Origin of the sequence: Robertkochia sediminum (genome assembly GCF_016786255.1) — a bacterium.
Lineage (GTDB): Bacteria > Bacteroidota > Bacteroidia > Flavobacteriales > Flavobacteriaceae > Robertkochia > Robertkochia sediminum.
In genome coordinates this window covers 185,703-202,564 of record NZ_JADMKT010000078.1, presented here as the reverse complement: position 1 = coordinate 202,564, position 16,862 = coordinate 185,703, and the positions used below count along the sequence as shown (strand labels likewise).

Sequence of the window (16,862 nt, the reverse complement as noted above, 5' to 3'; positions counted from 1 at the left end):
TGTAGAAAGGTATGTGTTAGTTATTGTTGTCTTGATTATCCGTTGGTAGGAACTACGATCTTGTTTTTGTCAACTCCCTGATGTGTTTCGTAAAGTGCATCTTCATCGGCTACAGAGGCTTTGGAGCAAGAAACTGCAGTAAATGCAAGAATTCCGGTTGCGAGTACAAAAGTGAGGGTTCTTTTAAACGTTTTCATGTTGTTTTAGAGTTGATTAGTGATGTGAATTAATTTCTTTTTTAGACATAGGTTTATTGCACGGGAATGTACCTGGGCACATCCCGTTGTTGATATTCGCGCTAAAGCATTGTGTTTACCGCGAGGAATTCATTATGTACGAACGTTGGTGCTGTGACCTTTGGCCACTTAGGGAAATGACAGGTGTAAGGGTGGTGTCATCGATAGGTTTATTTAAAGGTTGCTGTGATTTAATGAAGTTGAGAAAGGAGTGCTTACGGTAACATGGTACAGGAAGATCCATGTCATACTTTAGAGAGTGGACGCATCTCGTGGCATTTCCGGGAAGAGGAGCAGCCTCGTATAAATGAATAATCTTGTAGGAAAAATTGGAAAACATTGGTACTACTTTTTCAACTAATTTGTAGTCCAAACGTATTCAAAATTAAGATGCGGAAATAAAAAATCTTTGTCGTACATTAGTTAGTTTTTTAACATACAACAAGTTGGAAAGATAAGATGTTGTCAAATCTATGGAATTAAGAAAGGCTGAGTTCTCTTTTTCCGTTAAAAAGTACTTTTATTTCGATTAAGGTTGCATTGTCAGGAATAATACTACCTCCTTTATCAGGCCATTCAACAAAACACCAGGCCCCACTTTCAAGGTATTCGTCCAGACCTATGTCCCAGGCCTCATCTTCATCTTCCAGGCGGTAAAGGTCGAAATGATACAGGGATCCTTTCGGACTTTTATATTCGTTGACCAATGAAAAGGTAGGGGAGGAAACCGTATCCGTACTTCCTAATTTCTTGACGAGGGCTTTTATCAAAGTAGTCTTGCCTGCTCCCATTGGTCCGTTAAAAAGTAGCACTTTCGAATTGGCATGATCAAGAATGTGATCGCATGCTACATGCAGTTGGGTCTCATCATAACTGAGTGTATTCATATTTTATGCTGTTAGATGATTTAAAGCCTTCTTGATTGGCGTAAATTTATTATTATTGTGATCATATCCTACTTTTTTTTCAATGGATTTTGTAAAAAACGCCTCATTTCGATTTACCAAGAATCTGACTTTAAGCATAGATCATATCTTTGTATTGTTCATATTGCTTTCGGGATTTTTGGTCTATGTACACCACTTATTTCCGGAGATCGATGTGTGGGCTACGCCATTTTTTGAAATTGCCCCTAAGACATCTTATGATCTTCCCGCTTTTTTTTATGTTTTTGGTGTAAAGGTAACCCCTGTCTTGTTGCTGTCTATTTGGTTTATCACTTCTAACCACTGGTGGCGATGGGGCTTGATTTTCTTGTTAGGGCAATTGCTTTTTCAGTTGTATTCTTTCCTTTATGAAGATTTGGGTTGGTTTTCCGGTACAGGTGTCCTGGAGACCTTACCTTATATGATGATTTATTTTATCCTACTAATTGGATGTAGAAGTCTGTTGAAGTATCACCTTCGCAATTTTGCCGTACTGCATCATATAGGGGCTGATAACTTAAATGTTCTACGTGGTCACAAAATCCATAATAAAAGAATTGAAAGAGTTAGGGATCTGATGCTTGCTGATAGGCTGGATAGAGAGCGGTTGAATCTTGTTTACAGGGAATATGAATACCTTAAGCAATTGAATGCAGATCTGGAGGAAAGTCATATGCTTCAGTCAGATGCTTTTACGATCATTAAAAACAACTTAGGTTTAAAAAGAATTGCAGAGGGTGCTTTATTTCTACTTCTTGCATCCATGCCTTGGTTCTTAAAATTTTATGAGCTTGCAGAGACAGGAGTAGGGCAGTATTCGTTTTTCTATCTTACCATTTGGGATTTTGGATTCTCTGATGTTCGAACCATGTTATGGGTGCTTTCCACTAAACTTGTAGTGGTGTTACCTGTAACAATCTGGTTCTTTACCAGTAGATATTGGTGGAAATATTTTTTACTGGTGCCTTTCTCTATTTTTAGTGTTCAGATTTTCGAAATGTTTAAGCCTGATCAACCCTTTGACGGGGAAGAGTTTTTTATGGTTTTCCCTATTATCGTTGTAGTTTTAATCCTGATGACGTTGATTTCTCTTAGAATTCGCAGGTATTTAAACCTTAAAGAGTTTTATGGGGTCATGGAGGTTAAGATCAAAGATACGGTACGCTCTATGGCCAGGACGAACACAAGTTCATCTCAGCAACAACTGCAAATTGAACTTCGAAAGTTAATGGAGGGGCACAAGCAATTAGCGCCGGAAGAATATTTAAAAGCGCTGAAAGATATCAAACAGCGTTTGGAGCAATTGCAACAAGAGGTATAAAAAAACCGGGGAGTGCCCGGTTTAGTTGTTGTTTTCAGTTTTGTTGATCTCTGCCTTGATCTTCTCCATCAAAGCTTCAAGATCTTCGCGTTCATTGGCCTTAATCTTGGCCTCAATGATCGCTTCGATCTCTTTAAACGAAAGGTCTCTGGGGGACTTCTCCTCACTGTCGATTCCGAACATATTGCCGCGACCTGTAATGATCCAGTTGATGTTTACAAAGGGGTACTTCTCTACGATCCGTTCCAGAATATCACTTCCTACAGAGGCGTTATTCTTTTTCATTCTAAGGGTGTAACCGTTGGATGCTCCGATAGACATGTCGAACTGTCTGGCACTCATTCCAAGTGATTTTATGATGGTAAAGATCCTGTCAATTGCTTTTGCCATGATTTTTTTAATAAGTTTTTTTCAAAAATAGAAAAAATTCGATATACTTGTACACCCAAATCTAATTAATGTACATTAATCAGCCCAACTTATGCCAATCTTACCACTAGACATTGAGAATTTCAATGGAAAAAAGCTACTTTTTCTTCTAACGCTTCAGGAATACAATCAATCCGGTTATCTCACCTTTTATATCGATGACCAAAATGAACTATGGTATCAGGATGATTCCGGAATGCATCTACTGCAAGAGATCGATGCGATCCCGCTTATAGCACTCTACGAGGAGCTACCCGATGACATTAAGAGCTCTAATCAGTACATTCATACGCCCATGGTGTACGTGGTCGAAGAGTACTTCAGGCTTGTATTCGGTAATCATAAGATCCGCGCCAAAGAATAGCGATCGTCTTATTTGGGTTGTAATACCGAAAAAGGTATGATCATTTCTTCCAGGGAGATACCTCCGTGCTGATAGGTGTTCTTATAATAACTTACATAATGATTGTAATTGTTGGGGTAGGCGAAGAACAGATCGCCCTTGGCAAATATGAACGAACTGCTCATTTTGATCGCCGGCAGGTACACTTCTTTCGGATTTTTTACAGCGTATACATCCTTTTCTTCATAAGACAGGCTTCTTCCTGTTTTGTATCTTAGATTAAGACTCGTCTCCCGGTCGCCGATCACTTTTGACGGACTTTTTGCGTTTATCGTACCGTGATCGGTAGTGATAATGAGTTTAAAGCCGAGTCGCTGCGCCTGCTGAATGATCTCCAGAAGGGGGGAATTTCTGAACCAGCTTTGGGTTAACGACCTGTAGGCCTTGTCGTTCGATGCGAGTTCCTTGACCACTTCCATCTCGGTCTTGGAATGCGAAAGCATGTCTACAAAATTATAGACAACAACAGTGAGGTCGTTGTTCTTTTGAGATGAAAAGTTTTGTGCCAGCTGTTTGCCTGATCTTAAGCTTGAGATCTTGTGATATTCCCACTGAAGCTTGAGGCCCATTCTTCTGATCTGTTCTCCGAGAAATTCTTTTTCGTAGAGGTTCTTTCCGCCTTCATCTGTGTCGTTCTTCCAGTATTCAGGGTATAGCCGTTCCATTTCTGAAGGCATGAGTCCGGAGAACATAGCGTTTCGTGCATATTGGGTGGCAGTTGGAAGAATGCTGAAGTACGCCTGTTCCTTTCTTTTTTTGTAGTGCGGATTAATGGTGGATTCAATGCTTTTCCACTGGTCATAACGAAGGTTGTCGATCACCACCATAAGCGTCGGGCTCCCTTGCTTAAGTTCCGGGACTACCAGGTCTTTGAACATGGTATGCGACATTACGGGGTGGTCTTCACTGTCAAACCAATCAGGGTAGTTTTTTTCTATGAACTTACCGAACATGCTGTTCGCTTCTACTTTTTGAGATTCAAGGATCTCGATCATGCCCACATCCTCAATATTTTCCAGTTCGATCTCCCAGTAAATGAGTTTTTTATAGAGATCGATCCACTCCTCAAAGCTGTTCACCATGACCAGGTCCATGGCAATCTTGCGAAATTCCTGCTGGTAGTTCGAGGTGGTCTTTTCTGAGACCAATCTTGAAAGGTCGAGCGTTTTTTTCAGGCTTAACAGGATCTGGTTCGGATTAACAGGTTTTATAAGGTAATCGGCGATCTTGCTGCCTATGGCTTCTTCCATAATATACTCTTCCTCACTTTTGGTGATCATAACAACGGGAAGATTCGGACGAATGGTCTTGATCTCACTCAGGGTTTCGAGTCCGCCAATACCCGGCATGTTCTCGTCGAGGAAGACGATATCGTAATTCTCGGTTTTTACCTTATCTATGGCGTCAACTCCGCTTTGGCAGGTGTCAACTTCATAGTTCTTTTTCTCGAGAAAAAGGATGTGTGGTTTCAGCAGATCGATCTCATCATCAACCCAAAGTATCCTGATATCATTCATTCTTTATATGGTATATTTGTGTGTAACTTTTAAACGCCGGATTTGAACGCAACGAACAAGTTAAAAATATTTAACGATCCAATTTACGGTTTTATTACTATTCCCAATACACTAATTTTTGACCTCATTGAGCATCGCTATTTTCAGCGACTCAGGAGGATCTCACAAATGGGGTTGTCGTACCTTGTGTATCCCGGGGCTCATCATACGCGCTTTCATCATGCGTTAGGGTGTATGCATTTGATGACCCGTGCCGTACAGGCCCTGCGTTTTAAAGGGGTGGAGATCTCTCAGGAAGAAGAGCAGGCCTTGCAGGTAGCTATTCTTTTACACGATATAGGCCATGGGCCGTTCTCTCACGCCATGGAACACTCGATAGTAAGTGGGGTGCCCCATGAACATATTTCCCTGCTGTTTATGGAGATGCTCAACCGTGAGTTCGACGGAAAGCTCGGTCTGGCTATAAAGATCTTTAAGGGGGAGTACCACCGCAAGTTCATGAATCAGCTCATCTCCGGACAGCTTGATATGGACCGTGCCGATTACCTTAAACGCGATAGTTTTTATACCGGTGTGGCCGAAGGTAATATTAACAGTGAGCGCATTATCACCATGCTTCACGTGGTTAATGACGAGTTGGTGGTAGAAGAGAAGGGGATCTACTCGGTAGAAAAATTTCTTGTAGCACGCAGGCTGATGTATTGGCAGGTATATTTGCATAAAACCGGTCTTGCCGCCGAACAAGTGCTCATACGGGTTTTGCAACGTGCAAATTATCTGGTTTCCCGGGGAGAAGACCTTGAGGCTACCCGTGCATTGAAGTTCTTTTTGCAGCATAATATTAGTCTGGAGGATTTTGATGAAGATGTGATCGAACAGTTTTCGCGTCTGGACGATGTCGATATTCAATCGGCAATGAAAGAATGGCAGTATCACAGTGACCCCGTGCTTGCAGCATTATGCAAAATGCTTCTGGATCGTAAGTTGCTGCGCATCAGGTTCAGGAAGAAGCCGGTTAAACCGGAAAAACGGGAGGCTTTGCTTCAGGAAGTGATGGAGAAGCACGGTTGGAGCAGGGAAGATGCGTCTTACCTGGTATTTGATGGAGTCATCACCAACCAGGCCTACAGTATTGATCATCAAAACATCAATATCCTGATGAAATCCGGCAAGATCAAAGACGTGGCAAGGGCTTCAGACCAGTTCAACCTCAAAGCACTTTCCAAGCCCGTTACGAAATATTACCTTTGTCATCCTAAATAGAAATAGGAGTTTTTTTATACTTTTGCCCTTGATGAAATTTACAGCCTTACAAATAGCAGGAATCCTGGAAGGAGAGATCGTAGGAGATCCCGAGACCGAAGTTTCCAAACTAGCTAAGATCGAAGAGGGTGAATCTGGTTCACTTACCTTTCTTGCAAATCCGAAATACACCAATTATATCTATACGACCAAAGCAAGTATTACTATTGTAAATAAGGACTTTGAGCCTGAAAAGACCATCACGACCACCCTGATCAAGGTGGATGATGCGTACAAGTCGTTCTCAAAATTGCTGGAGTATTACAATCAGGTGAAAATGAATAAGACCGGAATAGAACAACCGGTTTTTGTTGCAGATAGTGCTTCGGTTGGAAAAGACATCTACCTTGGGGCCTTTGCTTACATAGGTGAGAATGTTCAGTTAGGCGACGGGGTAAAGATCTATCCCGGAGTTTATATCGGCGATAATGTGAGTATTGGTGCCGGAAGTGTTGTTTTCGCAGGAGCCAAGATCTATTCAGAGACCGTTATCGGTAAACACTGTGTGGTGAACAGCGGTTGTATTATTGGGGCCGATGGATTTGGGTATGCACCCGACGAGAATGGTGCCCTCCAAAAAGTGCCTCAAACCGGTAATGTGATCCTGGAGGACCATGTGGATATCGGAGCTGGTACCACGATAGATCGAGCGACCCTGGGGTCGACCATCATAAGAAAAGGAGCAAAACTGGATAATCAGATCCAGATCGCTCATAATGTAGAGATCGGCGAAAATACTGTGATCGCCGCCCAAACGGGAATAGCAGGATCTACCAAATTGGGCAGAAACTGTATGATCGGTGGGCAGGTAGGTATTGTGGGTCATATCACGATCGGCGATGGCGTAAAAGTTCAAGCCCAAAGTGGTATTGGCCGCAACGTTAAAGACGGAGAGGTCCTTCAGGGATCACCGGCTCTTGCGTATGCCGCCTACAATAAGTCTTACGTACATTTTAAAAATCTTGGAGACCTGGCTAACAGGATCAATCAACTAGAAAAAAAGAATAGATAATGAGTGAACAGGCTGTTAAACAGCGTACTATCGCAAATGAAGTGACCCTGAATGGGGTGGGGCTGCATACCGGTCAGAATGTAACCATGACCTTTAAACCTGCGCCCGTAGATCACGGTTTTGCCTTTAAACGTGTAGATCTCGAAGGACACCCGGTGATCGAAGCCGATGCCAACTACGTGGTGAATACACAAAGGGGAACCAACCTTGAGAAAAAAGGGGTTAAGATCCAGACTTCAGAGCACGTGCTTGCCGCCCTGGTGGGTATGGATCTCGATAATGTCCTGATCGAACTCGATGCTTCAGAGCCACCTATTATGGATGGTTCTTCCAAGTATTTCGTAGAGGCTGTAGAAAAGGCCGGAACAATTGAGCAGGAAGCCATAAGAGATGAGTTCGTGGTAACCGATGTGATCTCCTATACCGATGAGGAATCGGGGAGTGAGATCACGGTGATCCCTTGTGATGAATACCAGGTAACTACCATGGTTGACTTTGGTACCAAGGTATTGGGTACTCAGAACGCTACGCTTAAGAGTTTGAAAGAATTTAAGACCGAGATCGCCGATTCGAGAACATTCTCTTTTTTACATGAACTCGAAGCCTTACTGGAACACGGTCTTATTAAAGGAGGAGACCTTAATAATGCTATTGTCTATGTAGATAAGGAGCTTTCTCCGGATACCATGGAGAAATTGAAGGTTGCATTCAATAAAGACTCTATTACGGTAAAGCCTAATGGTATTCTTGACAATCTTACCTTGCATCACCCTAATGAGGCTGCCCGTCATAAATTACTCGATGTGATCGGTGACCTGGCGCTTGCTGGTACACGCATACGTGGTAAGGTGATCGCAAACAAGCCCGGTCACTTTGTCAATACCCAATTCGCAAAGAAACTTTCTAAGATCATTAAGATCGAAAAACGCAATAAAGTACCTAAGTTCGATCTTCACAAACCACCATTGATGGATGTAACCCAGATCATGGATATGCTGCCTCACAGGCCACCGTTCCTGTTGGTAGACAAGATCCTTGAGCTGTCAGACAGTCACGTAGTAGGGGTGAAGAACGTTACGATGAACGAGCCTTTCTTCGTGGGACACTTCCCGGGAGCTCCTGTAATGCCCGGTGTACTGCAGGTAGAGGCCATGGCTCAGACCGGAGGGATCCTGGTGCTGAACACCGTTCCTGATCCGGAGAACTACCTTACCTATTTCATGAAGATAGATAATGTGAAGTTCAAGCAGCAGGTGAATCCTGGAGACACCCTGGTATTCAAGCTCGAACTATTATCGCCTATACGCAGGGGGATCTGCCATATGCAAGCCTATGCTTATGCCAATGGAAAATTGGTGACAGAGGCAGAGCTCATGGCGCAGATCGTGAAAGTAAAAAAATAAAGAACAATCTAAGTAGATATGAATCAACCCTTAGCATACGTCCATCCCGGTGCAAAGATCGCCAAGAACGTAGTGATCGAGCCCTTTGCCACCATTCACAATAATGTGGTGATCGGTGAAGGTACATGGATCGGTAGTAATGTGACCATCATGGAGGGAGCGCGCATCGGAAAGAATTGTAATATCTTTCCCGGAGCAGTGATCTCCGGAGTGCCACAAGACCTGAAATATAACGAAGAAGAGACCACCACAGAGATCGGGGATAACACCACCATCAGAGAGTGCGTAACCATTAATAAGGGAACCACAGACCGTATGAAGACGGTGATCGGCAGTAACTGCCTGATCATGGCCTATAGTCATATTGCTCACGATTGTATTGTTGGGAATAATTGCATATTCTCGAATAATTCGACCCTTGCAGGACATATTACCGTCGGTGATTACGTGGTGCTTGCAGGTATGACCGCAGTACACCAGTTCTGTTCTATAGGGAATCACGCCTTTGTAACCGGAGGATCGTTGGTTCGTAAAGATGTACCTCCTTTTACAAAAGCAGCCAGGGAACCACTCGCTTATGTAGGGATCAATTCTGTAGGACTTAGAAGAAGAGGGTATTCTACCGAGAAGATCCGTGAGATCCAGGATATTTACCGCATTCTATATCAGAAAAACTACAACAATTCACAGGCTGTAGAGATCATCGAAGCAGAAATGGAGGCTACTCCTGAACGCGATGAGATCCTGCAGTTTATAAAAGATTCCCAAAGAGGGATCATGAAAGGTTATTTTAGTAAATCTTAATCCCCATATAAAAAAATGGCTTCAACATCAGATATTCGTAAAGGACTTTGTATACGATTTAACCACGACATTTTTAAGATCGTGGAATTTTTACATGTAAAGCCCGGAAAAGGACCGGCTTTCGTTAGAACCAAACTTAAAAGTGTTACTACAGGTAAGGTGATCGACAACACCTTTTCTGCAGGTCATAAGATAGACGATGTTCGCGTTGAAACTCGTTCTTACCAGTTTCTATATGCTGAAGGTGATACCTATCACTTTATGAACACCGACGATTACAACCAGATCACCTTGCAAAAGGATGCTCTTGATGCGGCCGATCTTATGAAAGAAGGTGAAGTGGTTACAATTCTCTTCAATACCGAAGACAGCATGCCACTTTCTGTTGATATGCCTGCACACGTTATTCTGGAAGTTACCCATACCGAACCGGGAGTAAAAGGGAACACTGCGACCAACGCCACGAAACCGGCTACCGTTGAAACCGGTGCTACCGTAAACGTGCCGCTATTTATCAATGAGGGTGACAAGATCAAGGTAGAGACCGAAAAAGGTAGCTACATGGAACGCGTTAAAGAATAAGCGAAACCATGAAATTTCCGCAAAAACATACCCTCGAGCAAATAGCCACGATCATTGGGTGTTCCTATGTTGGTTCACCGGATTTTCCCGTGTACGGAATGAACGAGATCCACGTGGTTGAGCCGGGTGATATCGTATTTGTAGACCATCCTAAATATTACGATAAGGCGCTGAATTCTGCGGCTACCATCGTGCTTATCAATAAGGAAGTTGCATGCCCTGAAGGTAAGGCGCTTTTGATCTCTGAAGATCCGTTTTCCGATTTTAACAAGCTAACGCGTTATTTTAAACCCTTTGAAAAGGCTGCTGCCCTGGTCGCACCAACGGCTAAGATCGGTGAAGGCACCGTGATACAACCCGGATGTTTCATCGGAAATAACGTGACTATCGGTAAGGATTGTCTTATTCACGCCAATGTGACCATTTACGACAATTGTGTGATCGGTGATCATGTAACCATTCATGCGGGAACCGTTTTGGGTGGCGATGCCTTTTATTACAAGAACAGGCCGGAAGGCTTCGATAAGCTGCTCTCCGGTGGGAGGGTAATTATAGAAGATCATGTCGATATTGGTGCTTCGTGTACGATAGACAAGGGAGTTACCGGAGATACGACGATCAAAAAGGGCTCAAAGATCGATAATTTGGTGCAGATAGGTCATGATACTGTGATCGGTGAAAAATGTCTTATCGCTTCACAAACCGGGATCGCCGGGTGTGTGGTGGTCGAGAATGAGGTCACCATTTGGGGACAGGTAGGCGTAACTTCAGGAATCACCATTGGTGCCAAAGCCGTTATTCTTGGACAAACAGGGGTGACAAAATCTGTTTCCGGAGGAAAAACCTATTTCGGAAATCCTATTGAAGAAGCCAGAAAAAAATACAAGGAACTTGCCGCGATCCGGCAAATTCCATCAATCATCAAAAAACTGGGTTAACCAATCTTATTTATGTCAGAAACAACCAAATCTATTGTTGAACGCTTTTATAGCTGGGACACAAAAGAAGACCTCGATACGATTAAAGAGGTATTGCATGACGATATTGTTTTGAACTGGAACAGTACCAAAGGCTTTAAAAAGTACGGTAAGGACCAGATCCTTGAGCTTATCTCACAGCTCAAACAGGAATATCGCCAGGTGCGCTCGGAGTTTACGCACATGATCTGCGAAGAGAACAAAGCAGCTGTTCGCTTAACATATTTCGTGGAGCCTTTTGAAGCACCGGAAGAAGAAATGCCATTGGTACATTTTATGGCGATATGGGAAACTAAAGACGGGAAGCTCTACAGGGGTTATGAAATGAGCCACCTGGCAGATGAGCATCCTGAAAACCTACTATCATTTTCAAGACTTCCGGAGCCGGAAGAGATCTGAAAATCAATGCAGGAATAAACAATAGTTTTTTTCTCTTTTCTCCTACAAAAATATATTTTTGTCAAGCGTATTAAAATAACTATCTCAATGAGTGTATTAGTAAATAAAAATTCTAAGATAATTGTTCAGGGTTTTACCGGTAGCGAAGGAACTTTCCATGCCGAGCAAATGATCGAGTACGGAACCAACGTTGTTGGTGGAGTAACACCTGGAAAAGGAGGGCAAACCCATTTGGATAAGCCTGTTTTTAACACCGTTCTGGATGCTGTAGAAGCTACCGGAGCCGATGTAAGTATCATTTTCGTGCCACCGGCCTTTGCTGCCGATGCAATCATGGAAGCTGCCGATGCCGGTATTAAAGTGATCATTACGATCACCGAGGGTATTCCGGTTGCCGATATGATCAAAGCTGCCGATTATGTAAAAGGAAAAGATTGTCGCCTGGTTGGACCTAACTGTCCGGGAGTGATCACTCCGGAAGAAGCGAAAGTAGGTATTATGCCAGGTTTCGTATTCAAGAAAGGTACGGTTGGTATCGTTTCTAAGTCAGGAACCCTGACCTACGAAGCAGCAGACCAGGTAGTGAAGCAAGGTCTTGGAATTACTACAGCTATTGGTATTGGTGGGGATCCTATTATCGGAACCACGACCAAAGAAGCTGTTGAGCTTTTGATGAACGACGATGAGACCGAATGTATCGTTATGATCGGGGAAATCGGCGGACAACTGGAAGCCGATGCTGCCAGATGGGTGAAAGAGAACGGTAATAAAAAGCCTGTAGTAGGATTTATTGCCGGAGAGACTGCCCCTAAAGGTAGAACCATGGGGCATGCCGGTGCGATCGTTGGTGGAGCCGATGATACCGCTGAAGCTAAGAAGCGTATCATGCGCGAATGTGGTATTCACGTGGTAGATTCACCTGCTGAAATTGGTAAAAAGGTGGCATCTGTTATCGGATAACCCCTGTTTAGCATATAAATTAAAAAGCCCGTTTTAAAACGGGCTTTTTTCTTTGCTGGAGTTCATAGTGAACTCTTTTGCAAAAAATAATTCTGTACGCGCTTACAGCGTATAGGAATTATTATCTTTGAACCGCTTACTAATCCAACAATTAATTATAATGAAATTATTAGAAGGTAAAACGGCTATTATCACCGGTGCCAGCAGAGGTATCGGTAAAGGTATCGCAAAGGTATTTGCAGCTCAGGGTGCCAATGTTGCGTTTACGTATAGTTCTTCTGAAGCTCCTGCTCTTGAACTGGAGAAAGAACTTAATGAAACAGGAATTAAGGCGAAAGCCTACAAGAGTAATGCAGCGAGTTTTGAAGAAGCGCAGGCGCTTGCCGATGATGTTCTTAAAGAATTTGGAAGTATCGATATTCTCGTTAATAACGCCGGGATCACTAAAGATAACCTCCTGATGCGTATGACAGAAGCCGACTTTGACAAGGTGATCGAAGTGAACCTGAAGTCTGTTTTTAATATGACCAAGGCAGTTCAGCGCACCATGCTCAAACAGCGTAAAGGATCTATTATCAATATGAGTTCTGTAGTAGGGGTTAAGGGTAATGCCGGTCAAACCAACTATGCTGCTTCAAAAGCCGGTATTATAGGTTTCTCTAAATCGGTTGCACTCGAACTTGGATCCCGCAACATTAGAAGTAATGTGATCGCTCCGGGATTCATCGAGACAGAAATGACTGCTGTACTTGACGAGAAGACCGTACAAGGATGGAGAGATACAATTCCGCTTAAGCGAGGAGGATCTCCTGAAGATATTGCCAATGCTTGTGTTTTCCTCGGGTCAGACATGTCTACTTACATTACAGGACAGGTGATCAATGTAGATGGAGGAATGCTTACCTAAGCAAGGCCGTTCATTGCCGGATATTTCGTTGTGCGAGTAATACCTTTCGCTCATATGACGGCTTTAAACGAATATAAATTTGTAATTTCGGGTATACAATGGGAAGAAATTTCCTAATGTATACCCGAAATTCGTTTTAGATGTCCGGCATGACCCTTTTGCTAATCGTACTTACTTTTTTTCTCGCCTTTGCCTTATCGTATTTTTGGTATCGGGAAAAAAACACCTCCGGGATTTTGTTTCGGGGGCTCTTCGTACTTAGGGGGCTGGCCCTATGGGCTCTTGCTATTTTACTCATCAATCCGCTTATTCAGAAATACACCTATACTACAGAAAAACCCAACTTGAACGTGGTTGTAGATAATTCTTCCTCCATGGTGAATTTGGGCACAGATGAGGCTATACGAGCGGCAATAGCACGTCTACAGGCCGACGAAGACCTTAGCGATGCCTTTAATGTAACCTATTATACCCTTGGAGAAGATCTTAGGGTCATGGATTCGCTTCCTGCATTTAATGAGTCTCAGACCGATATAGCAGGTGCACTTGCCAGTTTACAAAAAGTAGACGCAGGCTCCAGAACAGCCACTTTGCTTATTAGCGATGGGAATAATACCTACGGGGCCGATTATCAGTACAATACCCCGGGGTGGAAAGGTCCTGTATATGCTGTAGTTGCCGGAGATACCACCCGATATGATGACCTGAGTATAGAACGGGTAAATGTGAACAGGTATGCCTATGCCAATAACCGTTTTCCCCTTGAGGTCTTTCCGGTCTTGCAGGGGAATGAAGATGTTAATACCCTGATGGAGGTACGCCGGAATAACAAGGTTGTTTACAAAAGGAACCTTCGTTTAGAGGCTGGTACCGCCGGAAGTGCAGAAGCTATAGAACTAGAAGCCGGAAGTCCGGGAATTAAGCGCTATCGCGTGAGCCTTAGTCCGATCGAAGGCGAAAAGAATACCACTAATAATAGTTATGATTTTGCTGTAGAGGTCATAGGCGATCGCAACAGAATTGCTGTAGTGACTACGGGAAGTCATCCGGACCTCGGAGCCCTGGTAAAGATCCTCGGTCGTCAGGGACAGAGGCAAGTACGTATTGTTCGTCCTGATGAAGCCATGGAAGTCGGGGATTACGACCTGTTCGTACTTTTTGATCCGGACCAATCTTTTGCAAGCCTGTTTCAACGCCTTGACCAGGCAAAGAAGAATTATTGGCTCATAGCAGGGGATGCTACCGATTGGAACAGTGTTAATGCAGGTCAGGATCTCTTCAACAGAGAAATCACCTATAATAGTGAGACTGTACAAGGCAGGGTGAATTCCGGTTATGGAGAGTTTCGGTTTGAGGCCCCGGAACTGGCATCGGCACCCCCGATCAATTCGTTACTGGGCGATTTTATTATAAATACCCCTTACGATATTTTGATCTATAAAAATATTAATGGTATTGAAACCGAGAGGCCGCTCTTATTCACTACAGATAATTCGGGACGCAGGGTTGCCGTTCTTGACGGTAGCGGACTTTGGAAATGGCGTTTGTGGCATTTTGCACAAAATGAAAGTTTTGTGGCATTCGATGGTTTTTGGAATACGTTGGCACAATACCTGCTAACCGGTGTTCAAAGAAATCGCCTGGATCTCACGTATAAGTCGTTCTATTATGCGAATTCACCCGTTACCATAAATGCCGGGTATTACGATAAGAATTTTGTTTTTGACCCTTCAGAAAACCTGGAAATACGATTAAGTGATCAGGACGATCAGTCTGTGGAGGTGATTCCGATGATGGCCGAAACAAGAGCGTACAGAGCCAACCTTAACGGATTAGCTCCGGGCGATTACCGGTTTGAGGTCACCGTTACCGATCAGGGTATTAGCGCTAAAGGCCAGTTTACCGTACTGGAGTACGATGTGGAAAAGCAATTTGTAAATGCAGATGTTGACCGGATGAATAATCTTTCAGAACGTACCGGTGGCGCATATGCAACTCTGGATGGTCTTCCGGATATAGTGACAGGTTTGTTGAAGGATGATACCTATATGCCTGTACAAAAACAAAAGGCCGAAGCCGTAAGCCTGGTTGAATGGCCCTGGCTCTTATTGGCGATCTGCCTTCTGTTTGGGGCAGAGTGGATCATAAGAAAATACAACGGATTAATATAAATTTAAATCAGATCAATATGGACAGATTACCTAAGATCGGCATACCACTTATTATTGTGATCATTGCCGCCATTATTTTAATTTCTAAATCGGCAGTGACCATCGGGTCAGGAGAAGCCGGAGTATTGTACCGCACCTTCGGTGGTGGGGTAGTGATCGATGAACCGCCATTAGGGGAAGGATTTCACCTGGTAGCACCCTGGAATAAGATCTTTGTTTATGAAGTAAGACAGCAGGAGGCCTATGAGAAAATGACCGTACTATCATCTAACGGTCTGGAGATCAAGATCGATGCTTCTGCTTGGTTCCAACCTAAATATGAGGTGCTTGGAAAGTTACATAAGGAGAAGAGTGAGGAATATGTTTCACGAATCTTACTTCCATCTATTCGTTCGGCTGCGAGAAGTGTTGTAGGACGTTATACTCCCGAACAGCTCTATTCCAGTAAGCGTGATGCCATTCAGGAGGAGATCTTTGAAGAGACCAAAAAGATCGTGGATAAACAATACATCCAGCTCAATGAGATCCTGGTAAGAGATGTGACCTTGCCACCAACCATCAAAGAGGCTATTGAGCGTAAATTAAGACAAGAGCAAGAATCACTGGAATATGAGTTCCGTCTTGAAAAGGCAGAAAAAGAGGCCGAAAAGCAACGTATCGAGGCACAGGGTAAGGCAGATGCCAACCGTATTCTAAGTGCTTCACTTACCGATAAGATCCTTCAGGATAAAGGTATTGAGGCGACACTTAAATTGTCTCAATCGCCAAATTCCAAGGTTATCGTAGTAGGAGGGGGCGGAGACGGTCTTCCTATTATTCTCGGTAATAATTAATAGATCATTTGGTATCAAATAAAAAAAGCCCTGTATGATTACAGGGCTTTTTTTATTTACTTAAGCTTCTTTGGCAACACGTTCTTTTTCATGATAAAGAGTTGCAGCCTGTTCGATCCACCTGTCGCGTTTTATGCGTCCGGGGAAAAAATCCAATTGTGCTGTAATGATCTTGATATCGCTCTCGTTCAACCTGCTTATCTGAAGGTACTTGTAGATGCCTGTTTCATTTAATTGCTGTTCGATAAACGGGCCTATACCGTCTATCTTTTGCAGGTCATCACGGTTCTCAGGAGACCCTTCTCCTATACGATCAAAATCGATCTTTTCTTCGTTCTTTTTTGGCTTCACGACTCGTTTGGCAGGTTCTTTTACCGGAATCCCGCTACGACCACGCGTTTGTATGGCCTTGACGCCGATCGGTTCTACGATCTCTTCTTCCTGCTCTTTGACATTGTTGAGGAGCATACTTTTTTCCAACTGGCATTTATCCAATTGTTGTCGGTATTTATTACGGGTAAAAATATTAGCGATCAGATAGCCCATACCAAAGGACAGGATGATAAAGGTCCAGAAAGCAGCAGAGGTAAAATAGATGACCGAAGATTCCATTATAGATAAGTATTAGATGGGGATATACAATTTATAATTAACTAAAAGTAAGATTTCGCTGTCTCTAA

18 protein-coding genes are annotated in these 16,862 nt (G+C 43.3%); 13 read left to right on the top strand and 5 right to left on the bottom strand.

Annotation, left to right across the window (positions count from 1 at the left end; translation table 11 throughout):
- Window positions 1-35: 35 nt before the first annotated feature.
- Together IS446_RS12220 and tsaE are read right to left on the bottom strand one after the other, a co-directional pair.
- The gene (locus tag IS446_RS12220) at window positions 36-197 is read right to left on the bottom strand and encodes a hypothetical protein (RefSeq protein WP_203061033.1); all 162 of its coding nucleotides are present in this window, start codon (window positions 195-197) and stop codon (window positions 36-38) included.
- Window positions 198-715: 518 nt separating this feature from the next.
- Complete coding sequence (gene tsaE, locus IS446_RS12215; RefSeq protein WP_203061032.1) at window positions 716-1,123, bottom strand: tRNA (adenosine(37)-N6)-threonylcarbamoyltransferase complex ATPase subunit type 1 TsaE; 408 nt, start codon at window positions 1,121-1,123, stop codon at window positions 716-718.
- An 82-nt stretch (window positions 1,124-1,205) separates the two neighbouring features.
- On the opposite strand from tsaE, the gene IS446_RS12210 reads away from it, so the two are divergent.
- Complete coding sequence (locus tag IS446_RS12210) at window positions 1,206-2,483, top strand: hypothetical protein (RefSeq protein WP_203061031.1); 1,278 nt, start codon at window positions 1,206-1,208, stop codon at window positions 2,481-2,483.
- A 21-nt stretch (window positions 2,484-2,504) separates the two neighbouring features.
- Here the strand turns inward: IS446_RS12210 and IS446_RS12205 are convergent, their stop codons facing one another.
- Window positions 2,505-2,873, bottom strand: coding sequence for a hypothetical protein (locus IS446_RS12205; protein ID WP_203061030.1), 369 nt, complete (start codon window positions 2,871-2,873; stop codon window positions 2,505-2,507).
- A 91-nt stretch (window positions 2,874-2,964) separates the two neighbouring features.
- Between IS446_RS12205 and IS446_RS12200 the strand changes: the two genes are divergently transcribed.
- On the top strand, window positions 2,965-3,276 hold the full coding sequence (locus tag IS446_RS12200) for a hypothetical protein (RefSeq protein WP_203061029.1): 312 nt from the start codon (window positions 2,965-2,967) through the stop codon (window positions 3,274-3,276).
- Between the two features lie 8 nt (window positions 3,277-3,284).
- Here the strand turns inward: IS446_RS12200 and porX are convergent, their stop codons facing one another.
- Complete coding sequence (gene porX, locus IS446_RS12195) at window positions 3,285-4,832, bottom strand: T9SS response regulator signal transducer PorX (protein ID WP_203061028.1); 1,548 nt, start codon at window positions 4,830-4,832, stop codon at window positions 3,285-3,287.
- A 42-nt stretch (window positions 4,833-4,874) separates the two neighbouring features.
- Here porX and IS446_RS12190 point away from each other — a divergent pair, with 42 nt between their 5' ends.
- The 11 genes from IS446_RS12190 to IS446_RS12140 all read left to right on the top strand — a co-directional run bounded on the left by IS446_RS12190 (window position 4,875) and on the right by IS446_RS12140 (window position 16,182).
- Complete coding sequence (locus tag IS446_RS12190; RefSeq protein ID WP_203061027.1) at window positions 4,875-6,095, top strand: HD domain-containing protein; 1,221 nt, start codon at window positions 4,875-4,877, stop codon at window positions 6,093-6,095.
- Between the two features lie 31 nt (window positions 6,096-6,126).
- Window positions 6,127-7,146, top strand: coding sequence for a UDP-3-O-(3-hydroxymyristoyl)glucosamine N-acyltransferase (lpxD, locus tag IS446_RS12185; RefSeq protein WP_203061026.1), 1,020 nt, complete (start codon window positions 6,127-6,129; stop codon window positions 7,144-7,146).
- Window positions 7,146-8,549, top strand: coding sequence for a bifunctional UDP-3-O-[3-hydroxymyristoyl] N-acetylglucosamine deacetylase/3-hydroxyacyl-ACP dehydratase (locus IS446_RS12180; RefSeq protein ID WP_203061025.1), 1,404 nt, complete (start codon window positions 7,146-7,148; stop codon window positions 8,547-8,549). Before lpxD ends, IS446_RS12180 begins: the two co-directional genes overlap by 1 nt.
- An 18-nt stretch (window positions 8,550-8,567) precedes the next feature.
- Complete coding sequence (lpxA, locus tag IS446_RS12175; protein ID WP_203061024.1) at window positions 8,568-9,353, top strand: acyl-ACP--UDP-N-acetylglucosamine O-acyltransferase; 786 nt, start codon at window positions 8,568-8,570, stop codon at window positions 9,351-9,353.
- A 15-nt stretch (window positions 9,354-9,368) separates the two neighbouring features.
- Window positions 9,369-9,935 carry an elongation factor P gene (efp, locus tag IS446_RS12170; protein ID WP_203061023.1) on the top strand — a complete coding sequence of 189 codons (567 nt, stop codon included), beginning with the start codon at window positions 9,369-9,371 and terminating at the stop codon, window positions 9,933-9,935.
- Window positions 9,936-9,943: 8 nt separating this feature from the next.
- Window positions 9,944-10,873 (top strand): UDP-3-O-(3-hydroxymyristoyl)glucosamine N-acyltransferase, encoded by a 930-nt coding sequence (locus IS446_RS12165; RefSeq protein WP_203061022.1) that lies wholly within the window; start codon window positions 9,944-9,946, stop codon window positions 10,871-10,873.
- A gap of 12 nt (window positions 10,874-10,885) precedes the next feature.
- Window positions 10,886-11,311 (top strand): nuclear transport factor 2 family protein, encoded by a 426-nt coding sequence (locus IS446_RS12160; RefSeq protein ID WP_203061021.1) that lies wholly within the window; start codon window positions 10,886-10,888, stop codon window positions 11,309-11,311.
- A gap of 87 nt (window positions 11,312-11,398) precedes the next feature.
- Window positions 11,399-12,271 carry a succinate--CoA ligase subunit alpha gene (gene sucD / locus IS446_RS12155; RefSeq protein WP_203061020.1) on the top strand — a complete coding sequence of 291 codons (873 nt, stop codon included), beginning with the start codon at window positions 11,399-11,401 and terminating at the stop codon, window positions 12,269-12,271.
- 160 nt (window positions 12,272-12,431) lie between these two features.
- On the top strand, window positions 12,432-13,178 hold the full coding sequence (gene fabG / locus IS446_RS12150; protein ID WP_203061019.1) for a 3-oxoacyl-[acyl-carrier-protein] reductase: 747 nt from the start codon (window positions 12,432-12,434) through the stop codon (window positions 13,176-13,178).
- Between the two features lie 149 nt (window positions 13,179-13,327).
- Window positions 13,328-15,349: a vWA domain-containing protein gene (locus tag IS446_RS12145; protein WP_203061018.1), complete on the top strand. Its 2,022-nt coding sequence runs from the start codon at window positions 13,328-13,330 to the stop codon at window positions 15,347-15,349.
- A gap of 17 nt (window positions 15,350-15,366) precedes the next feature.
- Window positions 15,367-16,182 (top strand): prohibitin family protein, encoded by an 816-nt coding sequence (locus IS446_RS12140; RefSeq protein ID WP_203061017.1) that lies wholly within the window; start codon window positions 15,367-15,369, stop codon window positions 16,180-16,182.
- 60 nt (window positions 16,183-16,242) lie between these two features.
- Here the strand turns inward: IS446_RS12140 and IS446_RS12135 are convergent, their stop codons facing one another.
- On the bottom strand, window positions 16,243-16,794 hold the full coding sequence (locus IS446_RS12135) for a hypothetical protein (protein WP_203061016.1): 552 nt from the start codon (window positions 16,792-16,794) through the stop codon (window positions 16,243-16,245).
- Window positions 16,795-16,862: the final 68 nt, after the last annotated feature.

What these genes read in the sequence shown, in the direction of transcription:
- IS446_RS12220 (WP_203061033.1), bottom strand. Translation starts at nt 197, where the DNA reads ATGAAAACGTTTAAAAGAACCCTCACTTTTGTACTCGCAACCGGAATT.
- tsaE (WP_203061032.1), bottom strand. Translation starts at nt 1,123, where the DNA reads ATGAATACACTCAGTTATGATGAGACCCAACTGCATGTAGCATGCGAT.
- IS446_RS12210 (WP_203061031.1), top strand. Translation starts at nt 1,206, where the DNA reads ATGGATTTTGTAAAAAACGCCTCATTTCGATTTACCAAGAATCTGACT.
- IS446_RS12205 (WP_203061030.1), bottom strand. Translation starts at nt 2,873, where the DNA reads ATGGCAAAAGCAATTGACAGGATCTTTACCATCATAAAATCACTTGGA.
- IS446_RS12200 (WP_203061029.1), top strand. Translation starts at nt 2,965, where the DNA reads ATGCCAATCTTACCACTAGACATTGAGAATTTCAATGGAAAAAAGCTA.
- porX (WP_203061028.1), bottom strand. Translation starts at nt 4,832, where the DNA reads ATGAATGATATCAGGATACTTTGGGTTGATGATGAGATCGATCTGCTG.
- lpxD (WP_203061026.1), top strand. Translation starts at nt 6,127, where the DNA reads ATGAAATTTACAGCCTTACAAATAGCAGGAATCCTGGAAGGAGAGATC.
- IS446_RS12180 (WP_203061025.1), top strand. Translation starts at nt 7,146, where the DNA reads ATGAGTGAACAGGCTGTTAAACAGCGTACTATCGCAAATGAAGTGACC.
- lpxA (WP_203061024.1), top strand. Translation starts at nt 8,568, where the DNA reads ATGAATCAACCCTTAGCATACGTCCATCCCGGTGCAAAGATCGCCAAG.
- efp (WP_203061023.1), top strand. Translation starts at nt 9,369, where the DNA reads ATGGCTTCAACATCAGATATTCGTAAAGGACTTTGTATACGATTTAAC.
- IS446_RS12165 (WP_203061022.1), top strand. Translation starts at nt 9,944, where the DNA reads ATGAAATTTCCGCAAAAACATACCCTCGAGCAAATAGCCACGATCATT.
- IS446_RS12160 (WP_203061021.1), top strand. Translation starts at nt 10,886, where the DNA reads ATGTCAGAAACAACCAAATCTATTGTTGAACGCTTTTATAGCTGGGAC.
- sucD (WP_203061020.1), top strand. Translation starts at nt 11,399, where the DNA reads ATGAGTGTATTAGTAAATAAAAATTCTAAGATAATTGTTCAGGGTTTT.
- fabG (WP_203061019.1), top strand. Translation starts at nt 12,432, where the DNA reads ATGAAATTATTAGAAGGTAAAACGGCTATTATCACCGGTGCCAGCAGA.
- IS446_RS12145 (WP_203061018.1), top strand. Translation starts at nt 13,328, where the DNA reads ATGACCCTTTTGCTAATCGTACTTACTTTTTTTCTCGCCTTTGCCTTA.
- IS446_RS12140 (WP_203061017.1), top strand. Translation starts at nt 15,367, where the DNA reads ATGGACAGATTACCTAAGATCGGCATACCACTTATTATTGTGATCATT.
- IS446_RS12135 (WP_203061016.1), bottom strand. Translation starts at nt 16,794, where the DNA reads ATGGAATCTTCGGTCATCTATTTTACCTCTGCTGCTTTCTGGACCTTT.